This window comes from Cellulophaga sp. Hel_I_12, from assembly GCF_000799565.1.
GTDB lineage: Bacteria > Bacteroidota > Bacteroidia > Flavobacteriales > Flavobacteriaceae > Cellulophaga.
Map to the genome: position 1 here is coordinate 3,234,522 of NZ_JUHB01000001.1, position 21,548 is coordinate 3,256,069.

Consider the following 21,548-nt stretch of genomic DNA (forward strand, 5'->3'; position numbering starts at 1 on the left):
AATTTCTCCCATATATTTTGTAATTCAGAAATTAGAAGTCAATTTAAAAACCAACCAATTAAAAATGAAAATTAAAAAACCTAGTTTAAGCTTTTGGCAAATTTTTAATATGAATGTTGGATTTCTAGGAATTCAATACAGTTTTGGACTCCAACAAACAGCCATCAATCCTATTTTTTTATACTTAGGGGCATCGGAAGAAATGCTACCTATTTTAAACATTGCTGGGCCAGTTACTGGATTAATTGTACAGCCAATAATTGGAGCTATATCTGACAAAACTTGGTCTCCAAAATGGGGTAGAAGAAAACCATTTTTTTTACTAGGCGCTATTTTAGGGAGTCTTTGTTTATTTGCCTTTCCATTAAGTCCAACACTATGGTTTGCTGTTGGTTTGTTGTGGATTTTAGATGCCGGGAACAATATGGCTATGGAGCCTTACCGTGCTTTTGTCGGTGATAAATTACCAGAAAAACAGTTGAGTTTTGGGTATCAAATGCAAAGTTTGTTTGTGGGTGGGGGGATTGCACTAGCTATGATGTCTATTATTTGGTTTCAAGACTGGTTCGGTGGCGCTACAGAAATCGCTGGTGAAATTCCTAAATGGTTGTATTATTCCTTTTTTATTGGCGCTTTTTTATCGGTGGCAACTATTCTTTGGTCCGTCTTAAAAACACCAGAAATTGCTCCTTCGGATGAAGAAATGATAGAAATAAACAGCTACAGAGGAATGTCTTTCGCGGATCGTTTTAAAATGCCTTTTAGAGAAATTTCAAAAGCGGTAAAAGAAATGCCCAAATTTATGTGGAAGCTTTCTGCGGTGTATCTTTTTCAATGGTATGCCTTATTTGTGTATTGGCAGTACATAACACCTTTGTTTATGTCGACTATGAATTTTGATATTTCAACGGCGGCAGCCCAATCGGCTAAAATGAGTTTAACCTATAATATTGTGACTGCAGTAGTAGCACTGGCCCTAGTTCCACTAACCCTCAAGTTTGGTGGAAAGAAAATTTATGCATTAAGCCTTTTAGGAACTGCTTTGGCCTTATTCTCAATTCCATATATCGCAGACCCAGATCTTGTTTTAGTGCCTATGGTTTTATTTGGAATAGGTTGGGCGGCAATGATGGGAATTCCGTACACCATGGTTTCGAAAATTGTTCCTCAAAACCAACGAGGCGTTTATATGGGGATTCTAAATATGATGATTGTTATTCCTATGGGAATAGAGACATTAACTTTTGGTCCTATATTTAAATATGTATTAGGAGATAGTGCCGTCAATGCTATTTTATTTGGCGGGGTGTTTTTTGTAATAGCTGCTGTCTTGGCTTTACGATTAAACGTGGCAGTTGCTAAACAAGAATTAAATTAAAAAGGGTATAATTTTAAAAATACAGTTAGGCATTAAATACTATTTAATGCCTTTTTTCTGCATCAATCATAGCATTCTTCCGAAGATTCCATGTAAATTTGTTTTTCAATAAGCTGTATTATGAGTAAAGAATCTAAACGACGTGAGGCATTAGTGTATCATGCAAAGCCTCAACCAGGCAAAATAAAAATTGTACCCACAAAACCTTATGCAACCCAGCGCGATTTAGCCTTAGCCTATTCTCCTGGGGTTGCAGAGCCTTGCTTAGAAATAGCTAAAGACAAGGAAAATGTCTACAAATATACCTCCAAAGGAAACTTAGTTGCTGTAATATCAAACGGTACAGCCGTATTAGGATTAGGTAATATTGGTCCTGAAGCTTCAAAGCCCGTCATGGAAGGTAAAGGCTTGTTGTTTAAAATATTTGCTGATATCGATGGTATGGATATTGAAATTGATACCGAAGATGTAGAGAAATTTATCGAAACGGTAAAAATGATTGCTCCTACTTTTGGAGGAATTAATTTAGAAGACATAAAAGCACCTGAAGCTTTTGAAATAGAACGCCGATTAAAAGAAGAGCTTGATATTCCGGTAATGCATGACGATCAGCATGGAACAGCGATCATCTCAGCCGCCGCGCTTTTAAATGCACTAGAACTGACTCATAAAGGCATCGACGAAGTACGCATCGTTATTAGTGGGGCAGGGGCAGCCGCAGTTTCTTGTACACGATTGTATAAGGCTTTTGGCGCAAAAGACGAGAATATTGTGATGCTCGATAGTAAAGGGGTTATTAGGTCAGATAGAGAAACTTTATCTGTAGAGAAATTAGAATTTGCCTCGGATAGAAAAATAGATACCCTTGAAGAAGCAATGGTCGATGCCGATGTTTTTGTGGGGCTGTCAATAGCCGATATTGTAACGCCAGAGATGTTGTTGTCTATGGCTGCAAATCCTATTGTTTTTGCCATGGCTAATCCTGATCCTGAAATAGAGTATGATTTAGCCGTAAAAACTAGAAAAGATATTATTATGGCTACGGGTCGCTCTGACCATCCAAACCAAGTAAATAATGTGCTGGGTTTTCCTTTTATTTTTAGGGGTGCTTTAGATGTCAGAGCAACAAAGATAAACGAAGCTATGAAAATGGCAGCGGTTAAGGCCTTAGCAGATTTAGCGAAACAGCCAGTCCCCGAGCAAGTAAATATTGCTTATGGAGAAACTAGACTCACTTTTGGTAAGGAGTATATTATTCCAAAGCCTTTTGACCCAAGACTTATTGCCGAAATACCGCCTGCAGTAGCTAGAGCTGCTATGGAAAGTGGAGTAGCTAAAAACCCCATAGAAGATTGGGATAAGTATAAAGAAGAATTGTTGCTGCGTTTGGGCAACGACAATAAAATTGTTCGTCTACTGCATAACAGGGCTAAGATGAGTCCCAAGAAAATTGTTTTTGCAGAAGCTGAACATTTAGATGTTCTGAAAGCAGCACAAATTGCTTTTGAAGAAGGCATTGCGATTCCTATTTTATTGGGTAATAAAGAGCTCATTACCGAGCTTAAAAACGAGTTAGAGTTTGATGCTGATTTGATTATTCTTGATCCAAAAGATAAAGAATCCCTGACACAACGAGATCAGTACGCCACTAAATTTTGGGAGAATAGAAAAAGGAGTGGGGTTTCTCTGTATGGCGCAAAATCTAAAATGCGGGAGCGCAACTATTTTGCGGCCATGATGGTTTTAGAAGGGGATGCTGATGGCATGATTTCGGGCTACTCAAGAGCTTACCCAACGGTTGTGAAACCCATTTTTGAAGTGATAGGTAGGGCTTCAAATGTTAAAAAAGTAGCTACGGTAAATATTATGATTACGGAGCGTGGCCCTTTGTTTTTGGCAGACACCTCCATAAATATAGATCCAACAGCTTCCGAGCTTGCTGAAATAGCTAAAATGACGGCCAATGTGGCAACCACATTTGGTTTTGATCCGGTTATGGCGATGTTGTCTTATGCTAATTTTGGTTCTTCAAGTCATCCAGATGCAACCAAAGTGCGCGACGCCGTTAAAATTTTACATGAAACAGCTCCTGATTTAGTGGTTGATGGTGAAGTTCAGATGGATTTTGCCCTAAACAAAGACTTACATCAAAGTAAGTTCCCCTTTTCTAAGTTAGCAGGAAAAAAAGTAAATACCTTAATTTTCCCTAATCTGGAGTCTGCCAACATTACCTATAAATTATTGAAAGAATTAAATAAAGCCGATAGTATCGGCCCCATCATGTTAGGGCTCAGAAGATCGGTTCATATTCTTCAATTAGGGGCAGGGGTTGATGAAATGGTAAATATGGTGGCCATTGCCGTTATTGATGCCCAAGAAAGAGAAAAACGTAAAAAAGCGAAAGAGTAATTTTTCAGGAAGTTAAATTTTTAAGGAGTAAAAATTTTGAAGCTTTAGTGACCATAGAAGATTTTTAATTTAGCTAAGAGCCAGAACCAACAACGAGAATAGCAGTTATGATTCATCATTTAAAAGGAAAGTTAGTAGAGAAAAATCCTACACATGTAGTAGTAGAGTGTGGGGGTGTGGGTTATTTTGTCAACATCTCTTTACATACGTTTTCTAAAATTTTAGATGCTGAAAATATTAGCCTTTTTACACATCTTCAAGTAAAGGAAGATTCTCATACCTTATTTGGTTTTTATGAGAAATCTGAAAGGGAAATTTTTAGACTTTTACTGTCGGTCTCAGGAATAGGATCAAGCACGGCCCGAACGATGCTTTCTTCCATGGAGCCCATGCAAATTAGAGATGCTATAGCGACTAGTAACGTTGCCTCTATACAGTCTGTAAAGGGTATAGGAGCAAAAACTGCACAACGTGTAATTCTAGATTTGAAGGACAAAGTTTTAAAAATCTACGATATTGACGAAGTTTCAGCCACTTTAAACAATACAAATAAAGATGAAGCGTTATCTGCTTTAGAAGTTCTTGGTTTTGTGCGTAAGCAATCTGAAAGGGTTGTGGACAAAATCGTAAGTCAAGATGCTTCCTTAAGCGTGGAAGATATCATAAAGCTTTCACTCAAAAATTTGTAAGAAGTTTGAAAAAAAGGGCAAAATTAATCCTTAAATCTTCTAGATTTAGGCTACTACTGGTATCTGTAATTTTCTTTGGTGTCTCGCACATGACCTATGCGCAAGAGACAACTGAACAAGAAAATGACTCTGTACAAACAGGAATAGCACTAGGGAAACTTCAATTAAAAAATCCTAAAAGTATCCTTTCAAGGTACACCTACGATCCAAAATTAGATCGTTATTTTTATTCAGAATCTGTTGGAAATTTTGATATTAGCTATCCTATTATTTTAACGCCGCAGGAGTATCAAGCACTAGCCCGAAAAGAAAATATGAGATCTTATTTTAAAGATAAGATTGATGCCTACTCCGGAAAAAAAGAAGGAAGTGAAGAAGCAAGAAAAAATTTACTACCCAATTTCTACGTAAACAATAATTTTTTTGAGTCTGTTTTTGGAGGTAATACCATTGAAGTAATTCCTCAAGGATCTATTGCTATGGATTTAGGAGTGCTTTGGCAAAAGAACGACAATCCATCACTTTCGCCGCGCCAAAGGACAAATTTAGCCTTTGATTTTGATCAACAAATTCGGTTGAGCATGTTAGGTAAAATAGGGGAGCGGTTACAAGTAAACGCCAACTATGATACCGAAGCAACTTTTGATTTTCAAAATATAGTTAAGTTAGATTACACACCGACAGAAGATGATATTTTACAGAAAATTGAAGTTGGTAATGTAAATATGCCCTTAAACAGTTCTTTAATACAAGGAGCTCAGAGTCTTTTTGGGATTAAAACCCAACTACAATTTGGAAAAACTACAGTAACTACCGTATTTTCGGACCAACAATCTCAGAACAGTACCGTAGTAGCTCAAGGGGGAGGTACCCTAAATGACTTTTCAATTACAGCCCTTGATTACGAAGAAGACAAACACTTTTTCTTATCACAATTTTTTAGAGATACGTACGATAATGCCTTGATTAATTATCCGTATAAAAATACACCCGTACAAATTACACGTATTGAGGTTTGGGTCACCAATAGAAGCCAACAAACGCTAAATGTTCGAAATGTAGTGGCTATTCAGGATTTAGGAGAAGCACAAGCAGAAAAAACAAGAATAGGTAGGTTAAATGGTAATCCTCCTGGGTTTTTTAATAGCAGTACTGCAGGTGATTTACCTAGAAATGGAGCCAACGATTTTGACCCTAAATTAATAGATAACGGAGGAGTTTTAACAGCTCAAATTAGAGATATTGCAACCGTTGAGGCAGGTTTTAATGTGCCAGGTTATCAAATAAATCAAGGCTTTGATTATGCTATTCTAGAAAACGCAAGAAAACTAGAAGAAGTACGTGACTTTCAATTCGATCAGCAATTAGGGTATATTTCTTTAAATCAACGCTTGAGTAACGATGAGGTTTTAGCAGTGGCCTATCAATACACCTACAAAGGTCAAGTGTATCAAGTAGGTGAGTTTGCTAACGGTGGCATTGATGCCACTACCGTTTCGGGCGGTGCAAGTCCTATCATCAATAACAACACCCTAATTCTTAAATTATTAAAAAGTAACGTTACGAATGTTTCTGATCCCATATGGGATTTAATGATGAAGAACATCTATACCACAGGTGCATTTAGGCTAAGTCAAGAAGATTTTAAGTTAAATATTTTATATTCAGATCCCACCCCAAGGAACTATATTACGAAAGTAAATGACAATGGATGGCCTGCTAATTTAGAGGAACGTATTTTATTAAACCTCTTTAACTTAGACCGCTTAAATATTTACAATGATGCACAGCCTGGTGGTGATGGTTTTTTTGATTTCGTACCAGGAGTAACCGTCGATACCCAAAGTGGTAGAATTATATTTACAAAAGTCGAGCCTTTTGGAGCGTTTTTATTTGAGACCTTAGGGGGTGGAGTATACGATGTAACTAATGAGCAGGGCTATAACGAAAATCAAAAGAAATACGTTTTTAGGAGCATGTACTCCCTTACCAAGGCTGCTGCTTTAGAAGACGCCGATAAAAACAAATTTTTATTAAAAGGACGCTATAAATCCGAAGGAAATAATGGTATTCCTATTGGGGCTTTTAATGTTCCTCGTGGATCAGTTCGCGTTACTGCGGGTGGTCGCCAGTTACAAGAAGGGATAGATTACACTGTAAATTATATTGCAGGAACGGTTCAAATAACAGACCCTTCTTTACAAGCTTCAAATACACCTATTAACATATCGGTCGAAAATACAGCGGTTTTTGGACAACAAGCTAGAAGGTATACGGGTATTAATATAGAACATCAAATTAATAATAATTTTGTGCTAGGTGGTACGCTTATAAATTTAAATGAAAGACCTCAAACCCAAAAAGCAAATTATGGCTTAGAGCCTGTAAACAATACTATTTTTGGATTGAATGGCAATTTTTCAACTGAAGTTCCTTTTTTAACTAGGTTAGTCAATAAATTACCAAACATAGATACCGATGTTCCATCTAACGTATCGGTACGGGGAGAAGTCGCTTTTTTAAGTCCTGGAACGCCAAAAAATGATGATTTTAATGGAGAATCAACCACGTATTTAGATGATTTTGAAGGCGCACAATCCTTAATCGATATCCGCTCTTCTCTAGGATGGTCGTTAGCAAGTACCCCATTAGAATTTTTACCAGGGGGACAATTAGCAGGCAGTTCGCCGACTGATGATGCCAATTTAGAAAATGGATATGGGCGTTCAAAAATGGCTTGGTATTCCGTGGATCCCATATTTTATTCTATTAGAGATAGACCTTCAGGCATTTCTGATTCAGATGTTTCCTTGAATCAGACCAGACGTGTTTTTATCGATGAGGTATTTCCTGAAACCGACCAAGCGCAAGGCCAGTCCAGAGTTCAAACTACCTTAGATTTGGTGTATTACCCAAATACAAAAGGCCCCTATAATAACAATCCTAATTTTGCGACAGAACAGCCCAATCAAAAATGGGGCGGGATGATGCGTCCTTTAAGTAGTACCAATTTTGAGCAATCGAATGTTGAATTCGTGCAGTTTTGGGTCTTAGATCCTTATGTAGACGGAGTTGCAACGAGCGCAGGAGAATTAGTGTTTAACTTAGGAAATATTTCAGAAGACATTTTAAAAGACGGTCGTAAGCAATACGAAAACGGCTTGCCAGGCGTACAAAGTAATGACTTGGTGGCGCCAACATCTTGGGGTCAAGTACCCGCAACACAGTCTTTAGTGTATGCCTTTGATGTGAATGAAAATAATAGAGGTTTGCAAGATGTGGGCTTTGATGGTTTAAATGATGCTGATGAAGCATCGGTTTACTCGAACAATACAGGCGCTGACCCTGCTTTAGATAACTACCAATATTACTTAAATAGAGAAGGTGGAATATTAGAACGCTATTTAGATTTTAACAACCCAGAGGGGAACTCTCCGGTACAAGTAACCAATACCAATAGGGGTTCAACCACCTTACCTGATGTTGAAGATATTGATCGCGATTTAACTATGAATACCATTAATAGTTATTACGAGTATCGGGTTGCGATTAAACCCAACACCACTATTAATGATCAGTATGTTACTGATATTAGAGAGAATGTACTTTCGGGAAATAATATTCCTGATGGTTCTGAGGTTCGAAGCCGTTGGATTCAATATAAAATTCCATTAAGTAACTTTTCGAATGCTATAGGAGGAATATCAGATTTTAGATCCATCAGTTTTTTAAGGATGTACTTAACAGGTTTTTCAAGTGATGTATCACTGCGTTTTGCAACTCTAGATTTGGTGCGAGGTGATTGGAGAACGTATGCTAAAACATTACAACCAGGGGTTGACGATAACGTTGCTGACGATATGACCTTAGTTGATGTAAATACCGTGAACATCACAGAAAATGAGCGAAGAGAACCTATCCCTTATAAATTACCGCCAGGGGTTATCCGAGAACAATTGAACAACAACAATACCTTAATTCGTCAAAATGAGCAATCCTTATCTTTTGCGGTTGAAAATCTAGAGCCACAAGATTCAAGAGGGGTATTTAAAAATATAAATATAGATGTTCGTCAGTATAAAAAATTGAGAATGTTTATGCATGCGGAAGAGATTTCAGATTCAGATTACTTAGATGGTGAAATACCTTTAGTTGGTTTTTTAAGAATCGGAACAGATTTCTCTCAAAATTTTTATCAAATAGAAATTCCTTTATCGTTTACTGATTTTGGCGCTACGCAAGCTGAAGATATATGGCCAGAAATGAACGAATTGGCTATAGATTTAGCTGATTTGAGTAAAGTAAAATCTTTTGGCATTGCCAATCAAACCTTAAATCAGATTAGTTATTACGATATTATTGATGGCGATGCTATTCCTGTAACAGAATTTGCTCCTAGAACGCTTGGCGTTACCAGAATTGGTATCAAAGGAAACCCATCTTTAGGCAGTTTACGAAGTATGATGGTGGGTGTAAAAAACCAAAGTTCTCAATTTGCAAGGGGAGAAGTTTGGTTTAATGAGTTGCGCTTGGCAGGTTTAGATAATAACGGCGGATGGGCAAGTATTGCAGCCGTAGATTTAAATATTGCAGATTTTGCTGATGTTTCTGCCACAGGTAGCAAAAGTACTTCAGGCTTTGGAGCCGTAGATCAAATGCCAAATGAAAGAGCTCGTGAAGATGCGATATCCTATGATGTGGTGACCAACTTAAACATGGGACAATTACTTCCTAAAAAATGGGGAATTCAATTACCATTTAATTATGGGGTATCCGAACAAATGATTACTCCAGAGTTCGATCCTGTTTATGATGATTTAAAGTTAAACGATCGTATTGCAGCTGAAACAACACAGGAAGGGAAAGATCAAGTTTTACAACAAGCCGAAGATTACACCAAAAGAACAAGTATTAACCTCATTGGAGTTCGAAAAAATAGAGGGGAAGAGGCCGAGGAAAACTTTTACGATATCGAAAACTTTACCTTTAATTACTCCTACAATGAAACAAATCATCGTGATTTCGAAATAGCCAATTTACAAGAGCAAAATGTAACTACTGGCTTTGTATATAACCATAGTTTTAAACCCTTGACTGTTGCACCTTTTGTAAAAAAGGACTCACTGTTTACTGGTGCGTATTGGAAATGGTTAAAGGAATTAAATTTGAGTTTACTACCTTCTACGGTGACTGTAAATTCTAACATCAATCGAAATTTTAACCAACAACAGTTTAGAGATGTTTTGGAGCCAGGTGTTGATGCCTTAGATTTGCCACTACTGCAACAACGGAATTATTTGTTTAATTGGCAGTATGCCTTAAATTATACCTTAACAAAATCATTGCGCCTAAATATTCAGGCCTCAAATAGTAATATTGTTCGGAATTACTTTAACCAAGATAATAACTCAGCCTCTTTAATTAATCAAGAATTAGATATCTGGGATGGTTTTTGGGATATTGGAGAACCCAATAGGCATGCACAACAATTGCAATTAAATTACGATTTGCCGTTTAAATTGGTACCCGTATTAGACTTTATTACTGGGCAATACAGCTACACGAGTAATTTTGACTGGCAACGTGGTGGCGATGCATTAATTGAAGTTGCAGGAGAAACTATAAATACGGTTCAAAACTCGCACAGACATGAGTTTTCTTCGAATATGAATTTGCAGAAGTTGTATGATTTAGTAGGTCTTAAAAAGGTAAAAGGCAATGCAAAAGCCTTGGCGGTTAGCTCAAAGACAAGCGATAAAAATGAAAACACGAATAAAACAAGTCCTTTATTTAATACGTTTATAGATGTTGTCACAATGGTAAAGCGTTTAAATGTGGCTTACGAGCAAACAAGTGGAACAGCCTTACCAGGATACACCCAGTCTATTGGGTTTTTAGGAACAACAAGACCTTCATTAGGCTTTGTTTTTGGTAGCCAACAAGCCGATGTGCGTTTTGAAGCCGCAAGAAATGGATGGCTTACCACCTTTTCAGACTTTAACCAGCAATTTGTTCAAAATATTAATACGCGTTTAAATATCACAGCGACAGCCCAGCCTGTAAAGGATTTAACCATCGACTTAAGTGCAGATAGACAGTATCAAAAAAGGTATGAAGAAAGCTTTAGAATCGATGAAATTGGCCCCAATGATTATTTGTATAATAATTTGTTAGGAAACGATTTTGGCAACTTTAGTGTTTCAACAGTCATGTTAGGAACAGTTTTTAGTCAAAGCGATGAATTTACTTCAGAAACTTTTGAAACATTTAAGCAGAACCGAATTACAATAGCAAATAGACTCCTATCTGATAGAGGTCAAGCCCCAGGAGCACTAGATGCTGACGGTTTTCCAGAACAGTATGGGAAAACAAGTCAAGAAGTATTGTTACCTGCTTTTTTTGCCGCTTATACCGGACAAGGTGTAGATCGCGTAAATTTAGATGCCTTTAGAGATATTCCTATTCCAAACTGGACTTTGAAGTATACGGGTTTAATGAATATTAAATGGTTTAAGAGTAAGTTTAAGCGTTTCTCCATTAATCATGGCTACAGAGCGGCTTACAGTATCAACTCTTTTCAGACAAATTTAGAGAAAGTACAATTACTTTCTGAAGGTCTGCCAGCTGTAAATGCAGAAAATTTAGATTTATTACCAGATAACATTATAAGCAATGTAGTGCTCACCGATGAATTTAACCCTTTAGTAAAAGTAGATTTTGAAATGAAAAATTCTATGAGTGTTTTGGCAGAAGTGCGCACCAATAGAACTTTATCCTTAAGCTTTGATAATAGTTTACTTACTGAAATTAATGGGAAAGACTATACCGTTGGACTTGGTTATCGCTTTAAAGATGTACAAATGGTCACCAATATTGGAGGACAAAAAACACGGTTAAAAGGCGATTTAAACATTAAATTAGATGCCACCTTACGGGATAACATAACCTATATTAGAAATTTAGATTTAGACAATAATCAAATTACCTCAGGGCAAAATTTATTTAATGTAAAGTTTAATGTAGATTATGCACTGACTAAAAATGTGAATGCTTTATTTTTCTACGATCATTCGTTTTCTCAGTTTGCCGTTTCTACAGCATTTCCACAAACCACGATAAATACCGGCTTTACTATTCGCTATAATTTTGGTAATTAATGGCGTGCTGACCATTTCTGAATGCACCAGTACTTGTTTGTTGTAGGTTTCAGTATTGAAATTTACTAATACCAATTTACAAATTCATTTATTATAAAAAGGCCATTTTACAACAAGGCTTCTGAATGTATCAAGTTTACGAGTTTATTTTTTTAGAATTCAACATCTAAAATAGGCTTGCGATACCAAATAAGGGTAGGGCTAGGTTTTTTAATAAGGATTGAAATCGCACTTTTTTTTGAATACCTAATATTAATATTTTACATTTGTTTTCTAAACAGATAGAAATACGACATTATGAATATTCCCTCAGAATTAAAATATACAAAAGATCACGAATGGGTTAAAATAGAAGGAGATACCGCTACAGTGGGTATAACTGATTTTGCGCAAAGTGAACTTGGTGATATTGTTTATGTAGAAGTTGAGACTTTAGATGAAACCTTAGGTAAAGATGAAGTTTTCGGAACCGTTGAAGCCGTTAAAACAGTTTCAGATTTGTTTTTACCTCTTTCAGGTGAAATTATTGCCTTTAATGAAGGTTTAGAAGATAACCCAGAAGATGTAAATTCTGATCCTTACGGAAAAGGGTGGATGATAAAAATTAAAATTAGCGATAGCTCCGAAATTGATTCACTGTTAAGTGAGGCTGATTATAAGGAACTAGTGGGTGCTTAAAAAATATAGGTTTACAATTTTGTTTATAAGCTGGATGGTGTTCATTACATTACTCAGCTTATTTACGTTTAAAGGCGTCGGCAAAATAGCATCCAACCTCCAGATACCACATTTTGATAAAATAGTACACTTTATGTTTTATTTTTTAGCGACTATTTTAGGGAGCTTTGCCTTAAGGGAACTAAAAACTAAAATAAAGTTAAAAACTGCTTTGATGTACGTGCTTGGATTTTCTATCATTTATGGTACGATTATTGAGCTATTTCAGTACAGCTTTACGGAGCACAGACAGGGTGATTTTTTTGATATGGCGGCAAATTCATTGGGAGCATTCATGGGTTGGTTAGTCTCAAAACGGTTAATTAAAAAACGAATTACCTAAAAAATAAAAAAAAATTCTCGTATTTATAAATAAATAATTAAATTAGCTCACATTAAATCTTTGAACTATGGAATTAAAAAAGAATCCTAAAGCAGATATCTCAAGAAATAGCGGTCTATTTTTTGTTGGAGGTTTGGCTTTGGTAATGTTTCTTACTTGGCAAGCCTTGGAGTACAAAAAATATGACGATGTAGTAAACTACGACATTTCTCAAAATATCGATGATTTACTAGATGAAGAAGTTCCAATGACTGAACAAATAAAAACACCGCCGCCACCGCCGCCACCACCAGCTCCTGAAATAATTGAAGTTGTGGAAGATGAGGCTGATGTTCCTGAAACAGTTATTAAAGATACAGAATCGAATGAAGATGAAGTAGTTGCTGAAGTAGCTGATATTGAAGTGGCTGAAGTAGTAGAAGATTTAGACATTCCCTTCTCTGTTATTGAAGATGTGCCTATTTTTCCAGGCTGTGAAAGTGAAAAAAGTAAAGGAGCTAAAGCGTTAAGAGATTGTTTTCAAGAACAAATGTTCAAGCATATCAGTAAAAACTTTAGATATCCTGAAATTTCTCAAGAAATGGGGGTACAAGGTAAAGTTTATGTAAACTTTGTAATTCAGAAAGATGGGAGTATTGGTAGCGTTAGAATGCGTGGACCAGATAAAAACCTAGAAGCTGAAGCTGCTCGTATTATTAGTAAGCTTCCAAAAATGACACCTGGTAAGCAAAGAGGTAGAGCAGTTAGAGTACCATTTAGTATTCCAATTACCTTCAAATTACAGTAATCTATTTTTGACACTATAGAATAAACCCGAAGACATTGTCTCGGGTTTTTTGTTTAATAGCTTTAAGGGCAGGATAATTTTTATCATTGTTTCCACTAGCTTTTTTAACCCAAAACTTTTTTTACAACTAAAAATCCCGAACCTAGGCTCGGGATTTTTTTTTGGTACGTTTCTTGTATTTAACAAAATAGTAACACTTTAAACATTCCTATTATGAAAAAAAGTACAAAAAGTACTGCAACAGTCCACGGCAATGGGTTGTGCAGCGAAACGCCCCATGTTGTAAGCTCCAAAGGGAGCAAACAAGACGCAAATTTACGAAAAAACGGATTTGTTCACTTCCAGATCGGTTTAATTTTGGCGATGTTGCTCGTCTATTTTGGTTTAGAGTATGCTTTTAATAAAAAACAACCAAAGCTGATGACGCAACAAGTAGAAATTCCAGAGCTTGTTGAATTCCCTCCTACAGATTTTGTTATCGAAAAAGAAGAAGTCACTAAAAAAGTTTTTCAAAAAGCAACTAGTCTTGATGAATTTATAGTGGTTGATGACCCCGTTGAGGTTCCAAATAGTTTAGAATACAAGAACGAACCTACTAAAAATTCAGCTCCTTTAGATGTTGATGCAATTATTGTAGCGCCAAAGGATGAAGATCCTAACATCGTAATCCCGATCGCAGCTTTAGAAGATGCACCTATTTTTCCTGGCTGTGAAAATGTTCCGAAAGTGGAACGTCAAACGTGTTTTCAAGCTCAAATGCAGAAGCACATCAAAAAAAACTTCAAATACCCAGAAGCAGCAATAGCCACTGGAACAAAGGGTAAAGTTTATGTGATGTTTACCATCGGGAAACAAGGGTTTATAGAAGATGTTCAATTAAAAGGACCTGCAGAAATTCTTGAAAGGGAAGCTGCTCGAATTATTGATAAATTACCACAAATGACCCCGGGAAAGCAACATTTGAAACCCGTAAAAGTGTCGTTTAGTATCCCTATTAATTTTCAATTACACTAAAAAACTTGGTTTTTAAGAATTTAACTCGTTAGGCCTTACACCTAACGAGTTTTTTTTAGGGATACAGATCATTGCTAACACCTTGTTAAAAATACACAAACCTTTTAATTTCGTTGGAGAAATAGCAATCTGGATGTATCTTTGCACTCCAATAAACGAACCGAATGAAAACGGCAGTTAGTGCAGCAAAAGAAGCTTCTTTGTCTTTGATTTTTGCTGATTTTAAGGAAATTACCAAAGCAAGACTTTCTATAAGTGTTGTGTTTTCTGCTATTGCTGGTTACCTACTTGGGGCACCTGAGGTACACTGGTTGCCAATACTTCTCTTAGCTTTTGGTGGTTATTGTATGGTTGGGGCATCCAATGCCTATAATCAAGTGATTGAAAAAGACTTAGACGCCTTGATGAATAGAACTAAGAATAGACCTATTCCAGCGGGTAGAATGTCTGTTAATCAGGCCTTAGTGATAGCGGTAGTTTTAACCATCATCGGATTGGTTTGCTTATATATCCTGAATCCAAAAACAGCCATGTTTGGAGCCATCTCCATATTCTTATATACGAGCGCTTATACCCCTTTAAAAACAATGACACCACTTTCTGTTTTTGTCGGGGCCATCCCTGGTGCTATCCCTTTTATGCTGGGCTGGGTAGCAGCTACCAATGATTTCGGTATTGAACCAGGAACACTTTTTATGATTCAGTTTTTTTGGCAATTTCCTCACTTTTGGGCCTTAGGTTGGATGCTCGATGATGATTATAAAAAAGGTGGCTTTAAAATGTTGCCCACCGGTAAAAAAGACAAAGGAACTGCACTACAGATTATTATGTATACCATTTGGATGATCCTAATTTCTATAGTGCCTGTATTTGGGTTTACTGGAAAATTAGAATTATCTATTCCAGCTGCACTAATCGTTTTTATATTAGGGCTTGTGATGTTGTTTTTTGCTTTTAAATTATATGAAAAACGTGATAACCCCGCTGCAAAAAAATTAATGTTAGCAAGTGTAAGTTATATTACACTCATGCCCCTTGTTTATGTGATTGATAAATTTTTATAAAAAATAAATGGATTTAACAGAAAGTACATTAGAAGTAAAACAAGGCAGAGCAAAACAAATGATGCTTTGGTTTGGTATAGCAAGTCTATTAATGACCTTTGCAGGCTGGACGAGTGCTTACATAGTGAGTAGTACGAGAGAGGATTGGTTGAAAGATTTTAATTTGCCATCATCATTTTATATCAGTACGGTATTGTTAATTATAAGCAGTTTTACTTATATTTTAGCAAAAAAAGCGATGAAAGAAGGTAAATCTTCACGTTGCACTACATTTTTATACAGTACACTTGGCTTGGGTATAGCCTTTATTAGCTTTCAATTTATTGGTTTTTCAGAAATTGTATCTCAAGGGTATTATTTTACAGGACCCTCCAGCAGTGTTACTACTTCTTATATATTTTTGATAGCTATGGTGCATATTTTGCATGTAGTCGCCGGATTGATATCATTAATAGTGGTGATTTATAATCAATCTAAAGGGAAATATACCCCTACAAATTTATTGGGATTACAATTAGGAGCTACTTTTTGGCATTTCTTAGATTTACTTTGGTTATATTTAATTCTGTTTTTTTACTTTTATTAAGGTATAAAAATGGCTTAAAAAGCTTAGCTCATTAGAAATATTCGGTTTACAATTAAGAAACATTATTTTTTATACATTTTTTAAAAGCAAAAATTTTGTTTAGTTAAAAAAAATGTAAATTTGTGAAAAATTTATTAACGCTATAATATAAGTATGGATACTACGGTTACAACGGGTGAAGAAGAAAATGTATGGGGTGGTGGCAACAGGCCACTTGGAGCGAGTTATGGAAAATTGATGATGTGGTTTTTCATTGTTTCTGATGCTTTAACATTTTCGGGTTTTCTTGCAGCTTATGGTTTTACAAGATTTAAGTTTATAGAAACATGGCCTATTGCGGATGAAGTATTTACCCACGTACCTTTTGTTCATGGAAATTACCCCATGATTTATGTGGCCTTGATGACCTTTATTTTAATTATGTCATCAGTGACTATGGTTTTAGCCGTAGATGCTGGTCACAAGTTGCAAAAAAATAAGGTGATTTGGTATATGTTTTTAACCGTTATCGGTGGGGCTATTTTCGTAGGCTCGCAAGCTTGGGAATGGGCTACTTTTATCAAGGGAGATTATGGTGCTATCGAAACAAAAGGGGGTAGAATATTACAATTTGTAGATGCCAACACAGGGGATAGAGTTGCTATAGCAGATTTTGCTAAAATAATTGAAGATGAGCGAGAACAACTCACTAGAAGTGAAGGTTTTTGGTTTATGGATGAAGGGTCTTTACCAACCTATACCGTAAATGAAGTTGTACAAGGGTTTCAAGCGAGTCCAAACATCCTAGTTCGTACAGAAATGAAAGATGAAAACGGACATAAAACGATACTGTCACGAGAAGACTCTTTGCTAAAATTAAATAAAGAAGCAACCATTGTTGTAGAAGGAGCAAATCTTGTTCGCAATGAATATGGTAGTAGATTATTTGCTGATTTTTTCTTTTTCATTACGGGGTTTCATGGTTTCCACGTTTTCTCGGGAGTTATAATTAATATCATTATATTCTTTAATGTTATTTTAGGCACATACGAAAGAAGAAAGAGTTATGAAATGGTTGAAAAAGTAGCGCTATACTGGCACTTTGTAGATTTAGTATGGGTATTTGTATTTACATTCTTCTACTTGGTATAATAGATTAAAAAATAGATAAAATGGCACACGATCATAAATTAGAAATTTTTAGAGGTTTAGTTAAATTTAAGTCCAATGTTAGTAAAATATGGGGAGTACTTATATTTTTAACCCTGGTGACTACTGTAGAAGTAGTATTGGGGATTATAAAACCTGCATATTTAGTTCAATCATCCTTTTTAGGAATGCATTTACTAAACTGGATTTTTATTATTTTAACCCTAGTAAAAGCCTATTATATAGCCTGGGACTTTATGCACTTAAGAGATGAACGTAGTGCATTAAGAAGAACTATTGTTTGGACGCCTATATTCTTAGTGTCTTATTTAATATTCATTTTGCTTTTTGAAGCAGACTACATTCACGAAGTGTATTCTAACGGTTTTGTAAAGTGGAATTTTTAAATTAAAAGAACTATAATTAAGAGTTAAAAGAGACGGTTTTACGACCGTCTTTTTTTATTTTTGTACTTTAAATTTAGATGTTTAAAATTTTTCGTTTTCATCTCATTGTTATATTTAAGTTTTAAAGCAACACAGGGCTTTACTTATGTCGAATATGAGCTTTGAAACAGATAAAAAATTAGAGCGCTAAATAATAGATTAGCTTATGAAAAAGACATTTGTTTTAGTTGTTTTATTTGTGTTTCCAATAGTAGTTTATTTGTTTTTTGCTTCCGGAGTAAATAATTTTGGAAAACTTCCAGTGCTTACTGAAAATATCCAAGACGTTAGTGCGTATAACGCACAGGTAACTTTTGAAGATAAAATAACAATACTTGGTTTTTTGGGAGCTGATGTAGATCTAAAAAAGGGAAACGCCTTCAACTTAAATCAAAAAGTTTATAAGCGTTTTTATGAATTTAAGGATTTTCAGTTCATCATGATCGTACCCAAAGGAACTGAAAGTAAAGTGGAGGAATTGCAAAAAGAACTGAATGAATTAGCTGATGTAAGTAAATGGAAATTTATCTTTATTGAACCTTCCGAGATTGTTTCGGTATTTTCTAGCTTAAAAACCAATTTAGAGTTAGACGCTAGCTACAGTACCCCCTATGTTTTTATTATTGATAAAGATAAATCTTTAAGAGGGAGGGATAAAGAAGAAGATAACGCTATTTTATATGGTTTTGATGCAACTTCAGTAGCAGAAATAAACAATAAAATGATCGATGATGTTAAAATTATTTTGGCAGAATATCGCCTTGCACTAAAGAAAAATAATGCGAATCGCGATATTTAAGAACCTCAAAACTAGTTGATGTTAAACGAAAATAGCGCTGAGCATTAAGAGCTTTAAAAATATTACATGAAAAATAATTACACCTACGTTTGGGTTTCTGCCATCATTTTAATTTTTGGGATTATTTTTATTCCAAAAATTATTACTAGGCTCAAAACAGGCAGCGTAGTCGAAGCAGATCGTTTAAATCGAGCGAATAACAGCGGTGATTTGGCCTATATAGTTTTGAATGGTGAAAAAAGAAAAGTTCCTAATTTCGCTTTTACGAACCAAGATAGCTTGCTGATCACTAATGACGATTTTAAAAACAAAGTATATTTAGTGGAATTTTTCTTTACGACTTGCCCTACTATATGTCCTATCATGAATGAGAACTTAGTAGAAATTCAAAATCAATTTAAGGACTTTGATAATTTAGGAGTAGCCTCTTTTACTATTAATCCGGAGTACGATACCCCTTCGGTTTTAAAGCAATATGCAGAAAAATATGGGATCACCAATATGAATTGGCATCTGATGACAGGAGATACCAAAGCTATATACGATTTAGCCAATAGTGGGTTCAATATTTTTGCAAAACAGATGCCTGATGCACCAGGTGGATTTGAACATGCAGGAATGTTCGCTTTGGTCGATAAACAGGGATTCTTACGATCTCGTGTTGATGATTTTGGAAATCCAATTATATACTACCGAGGCACCATAGCTGAAAGGGAGGGCGAAAATGACCATGGCGAAAAGGAACAAATAGGTATTTTAAAAGAGGATATTAAAAAATTATTGGAAGAATAGTCATGGACGCACTAGAAAAAAGAGAAAAAGAATTTAATAAACTGATAACCATAGTTTCTATTATCGTTCCAGTAGTTGTGGCGATTTTATTTACGGTAAAATTACCGAATGTAAATTCATTAAGCTTTTTGCCCCCAATTTATGCAAGTATTAACGGCATAACTGCTGTTTTACTGGTTTTGGCAGTTTTCGCTATTAAAAATGGAAATCGAAAAGTACATCAAAACTTAATGACGACCTGTATTGGCTTATCATTAGTATTTTTAATCATGTACATAGGGTACCATATGACTTCAGACTCTACGAAATTCGGTGGTGAGGGCCTCATAAAATACCTTTATTATTTTATTCTAATCACACATATCATTCTTTCTATAGTGATTATCCCTTTAGTGCTTAGAACCTATGCCAAGGCCTATTTAAAAAAATTTGAGGAACATAGAAAATTAGCGAAAATAACATTTCCTATTTGGTTGTATGTGGCTATAACAGGTGTGATTGTATATATCATGATATCTCCTTATTACGTTCACGCTTAAATCTAGTATGCCATGAAGTTAAAAATTATTGTTTTACTCTTTGTAATCTTGTTCATCCCGACGCTAACAGAAGCGCAGTGTGCCATGTGCCGTGCTGTTTTAGAAAGCGAAGAAGGGCAAAGTACGGCAGAAGGTATTAATGATGGTATTGTATACTTAATGGCTATTCCATACATCTTAGTTGGAGCATTATTTTATTTTGTGTATCGTAAAATGAGGCATCAAGCCTAATTTTTTCAATCAACTACGAATCTCTAGCCTTCCATGAAACATAGGTTTACGCTACTGTTTCCTTCACTTCAGTCTGAGGTTAGCCCAATCTTTTAGGCTGTTTATAGCTCAAATTATTTTTTTAACATTTATTTAAGTCTATTGCTGTAACAGAATCTACTTTTCTATAGTCTCTTGTATAATGACTGGTTTAGAATCTTTTATCCAACTAAAGAAACAGCATGTTTGATATAGAAAGATGGCAAGAAATTTTTGATACCATACGTAAAAATAAATTACGAACTTTTCTCACGGGACTTTCCGTGGCTTCAGGGATCTTTATTTTAGTTATTTTATTAGGGTTTGGTCAGGGCATGCAAAATGGTATTGCCCAAGAATTTGAGGGCGATGCGGCTACTAGTATTTGGGTTTGGACACAAACCACCCAAAAGGAATATAAGGGCCTAAACCCAGGTAGACAAATTCAATTTAGGAATGAAGATTACAATACCATTGTGAATAAAATGGATTTGAATATTGAAAATAAATCAAAATTTTACCGTCCAAGAAGCATAACAACTACCTATGGGAATGATGCTTTAATTTATCAAGTTTTAGGGACAACTCCTGAGGTTCAGTTTATAGAAAATGAAAGCTTACTAGCGGGTAGGTTTTTGAATGAAGAGGATGAAAAGCAAGTTCGTAAAGTGGCCATCATAAGTGCCAAAATTAAAAGAGAAGCTTTTAAAAAGGTTGAAAATCCTGTTGGAGAAATCATCAAAATATCAAACATACCTTTCACCATAGTTGGTATTTATAAGGAGAAAGGTGGCGATCAAGAAGAAGATCGTATCTTCATTCCTGTGACTACAGCGCAAAGAGTTTTCAATGGTGCTGATAAGTTAGATAACTTAAGTTTTTCATTACCTCCTGTCGCCAACTTTGATGATGCAGTGGCCCAATCCATACAATTTAAAAATAAAGTAGAAACATTTTTAAAACAAAAGCATTCCGTTGCGCCTGATGATCAAGGTGGAGTAGGTATTTACAATCCTATGGAAGAAGCAAAGCGGTTTTATAGTCTCACAGGAAACATAAAATTATTTTTTTGGTTTGTTGGTGTCTGTACCATTATCGCTGGGGTTGTTGGGGTAAGTAATATTATGCTCATAGTCGTAAAAGAACGTACAAAAGAAATTGGGATTAGAAAAGCATTAGGCGCCAAGCCTTGGGCTATCATTGGGATGATTCTTCATGAATCGATCTTTGTGACCGCTATTTCAGGATTTACAGGATTAATTTTAAGTATGGGGCTCCTAGAAATTATAGGGCCGAATATAGAGGTCGATTATATCGTAAATCCATCTGTAAATTTCAACGTAGCATTAGCCACCGTATTTTTATTGGTTCTTTCAGGAGCCATTGCAGGTTTTTTTCCTGCTTGGCGTGCTGCTACTATACACACTATTGATGCCCTACGAGATGATTAA

Annotated in this window: 17 protein-coding genes; all 17 read left to right on the forward strand. The window is 35.6% G+C overall.

Annotated features, from left to right (window positions below):
- Positions 1-64 precede the first annotated feature (64 nt).
- Positions 65-1,378, forward strand: a complete 1,314-nt coding sequence (locus tag GQ45_RS14030) for an MFS transporter (protein WP_047418950.1) — start codon at positions 65-67, stop codon at positions 1,376-1,378.
- A gap of 120 nt (positions 1,379-1,498) precedes the next feature.
- Positions 1,499-3,787, forward strand: a complete 2,289-nt coding sequence (locus GQ45_RS14035; protein WP_047418951.1) for an NADP-dependent malic enzyme — start codon at positions 1,499-1,501, stop codon at positions 3,785-3,787.
- Positions 3,788-3,894: 107 nt separating this feature from the next.
- Positions 3,895-4,476 carry a Holliday junction branch migration protein RuvA gene (gene ruvA / locus GQ45_RS14040; protein ID WP_047418953.1) on the forward strand — a complete coding sequence of 194 codons (582 nt, stop codon included), beginning with the start codon at positions 3,895-3,897 and terminating at the stop codon, positions 4,474-4,476.
- Positions 4,477-4,481: 5 nt separating this feature from the next.
- Positions 4,482-11,633 (forward strand): cell surface protein SprA, encoded by a 7,152-nt coding sequence (sprA, locus tag GQ45_RS14045; protein ID WP_047418955.1) that lies wholly within the window; start codon positions 4,482-4,484, stop codon positions 11,631-11,633.
- Positions 11,634-11,930: 297 nt separating this feature from the next.
- Positions 11,931-12,311, forward strand: a complete 381-nt coding sequence (gene gcvH, locus GQ45_RS14050; RefSeq protein WP_047418957.1) for a glycine cleavage system protein GcvH — start codon at positions 11,931-11,933, stop codon at positions 12,309-12,311.
- Positions 12,312-12,345: 34 nt separating this feature from the next.
- Positions 12,346-12,693 (forward strand): VanZ family protein, encoded by a 348-nt coding sequence (locus tag GQ45_RS14055; protein WP_081980928.1) that lies wholly within the window; start codon positions 12,346-12,348, stop codon positions 12,691-12,693.
- Positions 12,694-12,760: 67 nt separating this feature from the next.
- Positions 12,761-13,480 (forward strand): energy transducer TonB, encoded by a 720-nt coding sequence (locus GQ45_RS14060; RefSeq protein WP_047418960.1) that lies wholly within the window; start codon positions 12,761-12,763, stop codon positions 13,478-13,480.
- Between the two features lie 213 nt (positions 13,481-13,693).
- Positions 13,694-14,494, forward strand: a complete 801-nt coding sequence (locus GQ45_RS14070) for an energy transducer TonB (protein ID WP_052188235.1) — start codon at positions 13,694-13,696, stop codon at positions 14,492-14,494.
- 164 nt (positions 14,495-14,658) lie between these two features.
- Positions 14,659-15,558: a heme o synthase gene (gene cyoE / locus GQ45_RS14075; RefSeq protein WP_047418964.1), complete on the forward strand. Its 900-nt coding sequence runs from the start codon at positions 14,659-14,661 to the stop codon at positions 15,556-15,558.
- Between the two features lie 7 nt (positions 15,559-15,565).
- Complete coding sequence (locus GQ45_RS14080; RefSeq protein WP_047418965.1) at positions 15,566-16,144, forward strand: cytochrome c oxidase subunit 3; 579 nt, start codon at positions 15,566-15,568, stop codon at positions 16,142-16,144.
- 153 nt (positions 16,145-16,297) lie between these two features.
- Positions 16,298-17,275 carry a cytochrome c oxidase subunit 3 gene (locus tag GQ45_RS14085; protein ID WP_047418967.1) on the forward strand — a complete coding sequence of 326 codons (978 nt, stop codon included), beginning with the start codon at positions 16,298-16,300 and terminating at the stop codon, positions 17,273-17,275.
- Between the two features lie 20 nt (positions 17,276-17,295).
- A complete protein-coding gene (locus GQ45_RS14090) occupies positions 17,296-17,679 on the forward strand; it encodes a cytochrome C oxidase subunit IV family protein (RefSeq protein WP_047418969.1) in 384 nt (127 codons plus the stop codon).
- Positions 17,680-17,884: 205 nt separating this feature from the next.
- The gene (locus GQ45_RS14095) at positions 17,885-18,517 is read left to right on the forward strand and encodes a hypothetical protein (protein WP_047418970.1); all 633 of its coding nucleotides are present in this window, start codon (positions 17,885-17,887) and stop codon (positions 18,515-18,517) included.
- A 66-nt stretch (positions 18,518-18,583) separates the two neighbouring features.
- Positions 18,584-19,309 carry an SCO family protein gene (locus GQ45_RS14100; RefSeq protein ID WP_047418972.1) on the forward strand — a complete coding sequence of 242 codons (726 nt, stop codon included), beginning with the start codon at positions 18,584-18,586 and terminating at the stop codon, positions 19,307-19,309.
- 2 nt (positions 19,310-19,311) lie between these two features.
- Positions 19,312-19,848 (forward strand): DUF420 domain-containing protein, encoded by a 537-nt coding sequence (locus tag GQ45_RS14105; RefSeq protein WP_047418974.1) that lies wholly within the window; start codon positions 19,312-19,314, stop codon positions 19,846-19,848.
- 12 nt (positions 19,849-19,860) lie between these two features.
- Positions 19,861-20,079: a hypothetical protein gene (locus GQ45_RS14110; RefSeq protein ID WP_047418976.1), complete on the forward strand. Its 219-nt coding sequence runs from the start codon at positions 19,861-19,863 to the stop codon at positions 20,077-20,079.
- Positions 20,080-20,300: 221 nt separating this feature from the next.
- Positions 20,301-21,548 (forward strand): ABC transporter permease, encoded by a 1,248-nt coding sequence (locus GQ45_RS14115; RefSeq protein WP_047418978.1) that lies wholly within the window; start codon positions 20,301-20,303, stop codon positions 21,546-21,548.

Bases quoted from the DNA above. Each gene is read 5' to 3' on its own strand.
- GQ45_RS14030 (WP_047418950.1), top strand. From the start codon at position 65: ATGAAAATTAAAAAACCTAGTTTAAGCTTTTGGCAAATTTTTAATATG.
- GQ45_RS14035 (WP_047418951.1), top strand. From the start codon at position 1,499: ATGAGTAAAGAATCTAAACGACGTGAGGCATTAGTGTATCATGCAAAG.
- ruvA (WP_047418953.1), top strand. From the start codon at position 3,895: ATGATTCATCATTTAAAAGGAAAGTTAGTAGAGAAAAATCCTACACAT.
- gcvH (WP_047418957.1), top strand. From the start codon at position 11,931: ATGAATATTCCCTCAGAATTAAAATATACAAAAGATCACGAATGGGTT.
- GQ45_RS14055 (WP_081980928.1), top strand. From the start codon at position 12,346: ATGGTGTTCATTACATTACTCAGCTTATTTACGTTTAAAGGCGTCGGC.
- GQ45_RS14060 (WP_047418960.1), top strand. From the start codon at position 12,761: ATGGAATTAAAAAAGAATCCTAAAGCAGATATCTCAAGAAATAGCGGT.
- GQ45_RS14070 (WP_052188235.1), top strand. From the start codon at position 13,694: ATGAAAAAAAGTACAAAAAGTACTGCAACAGTCCACGGCAATGGGTTG.
- cyoE (WP_047418964.1), top strand. From the start codon at position 14,659: ATGAAAACGGCAGTTAGTGCAGCAAAAGAAGCTTCTTTGTCTTTGATT.
- GQ45_RS14080 (WP_047418965.1), top strand. From the start codon at position 15,566: ATGGATTTAACAGAAAGTACATTAGAAGTAAAACAAGGCAGAGCAAAA.
- GQ45_RS14085 (WP_047418967.1), top strand. From the start codon at position 16,298: ATGGATACTACGGTTACAACGGGTGAAGAAGAAAATGTATGGGGTGGT.
- GQ45_RS14090 (WP_047418969.1), top strand. From the start codon at position 17,296: ATGGCACACGATCATAAATTAGAAATTTTTAGAGGTTTAGTTAAATTT.
- GQ45_RS14095 (WP_047418970.1), top strand. From the start codon at position 17,885: ATGAAAAAGACATTTGTTTTAGTTGTTTTATTTGTGTTTCCAATAGTA.
- GQ45_RS14100 (WP_047418972.1), top strand. From the start codon at position 18,584: ATGAAAAATAATTACACCTACGTTTGGGTTTCTGCCATCATTTTAATT.
- GQ45_RS14105 (WP_047418974.1), top strand. From the start codon at position 19,312: ATGGACGCACTAGAAAAAAGAGAAAAAGAATTTAATAAACTGATAACC.
- GQ45_RS14110 (WP_047418976.1), top strand. From the start codon at position 19,861: ATGAAGTTAAAAATTATTGTTTTACTCTTTGTAATCTTGTTCATCCCG.
- GQ45_RS14115 (WP_047418978.1), top strand. From the start codon at position 20,301: ATGTTTGATATAGAAAGATGGCAAGAAATTTTTGATACCATACGTAAA.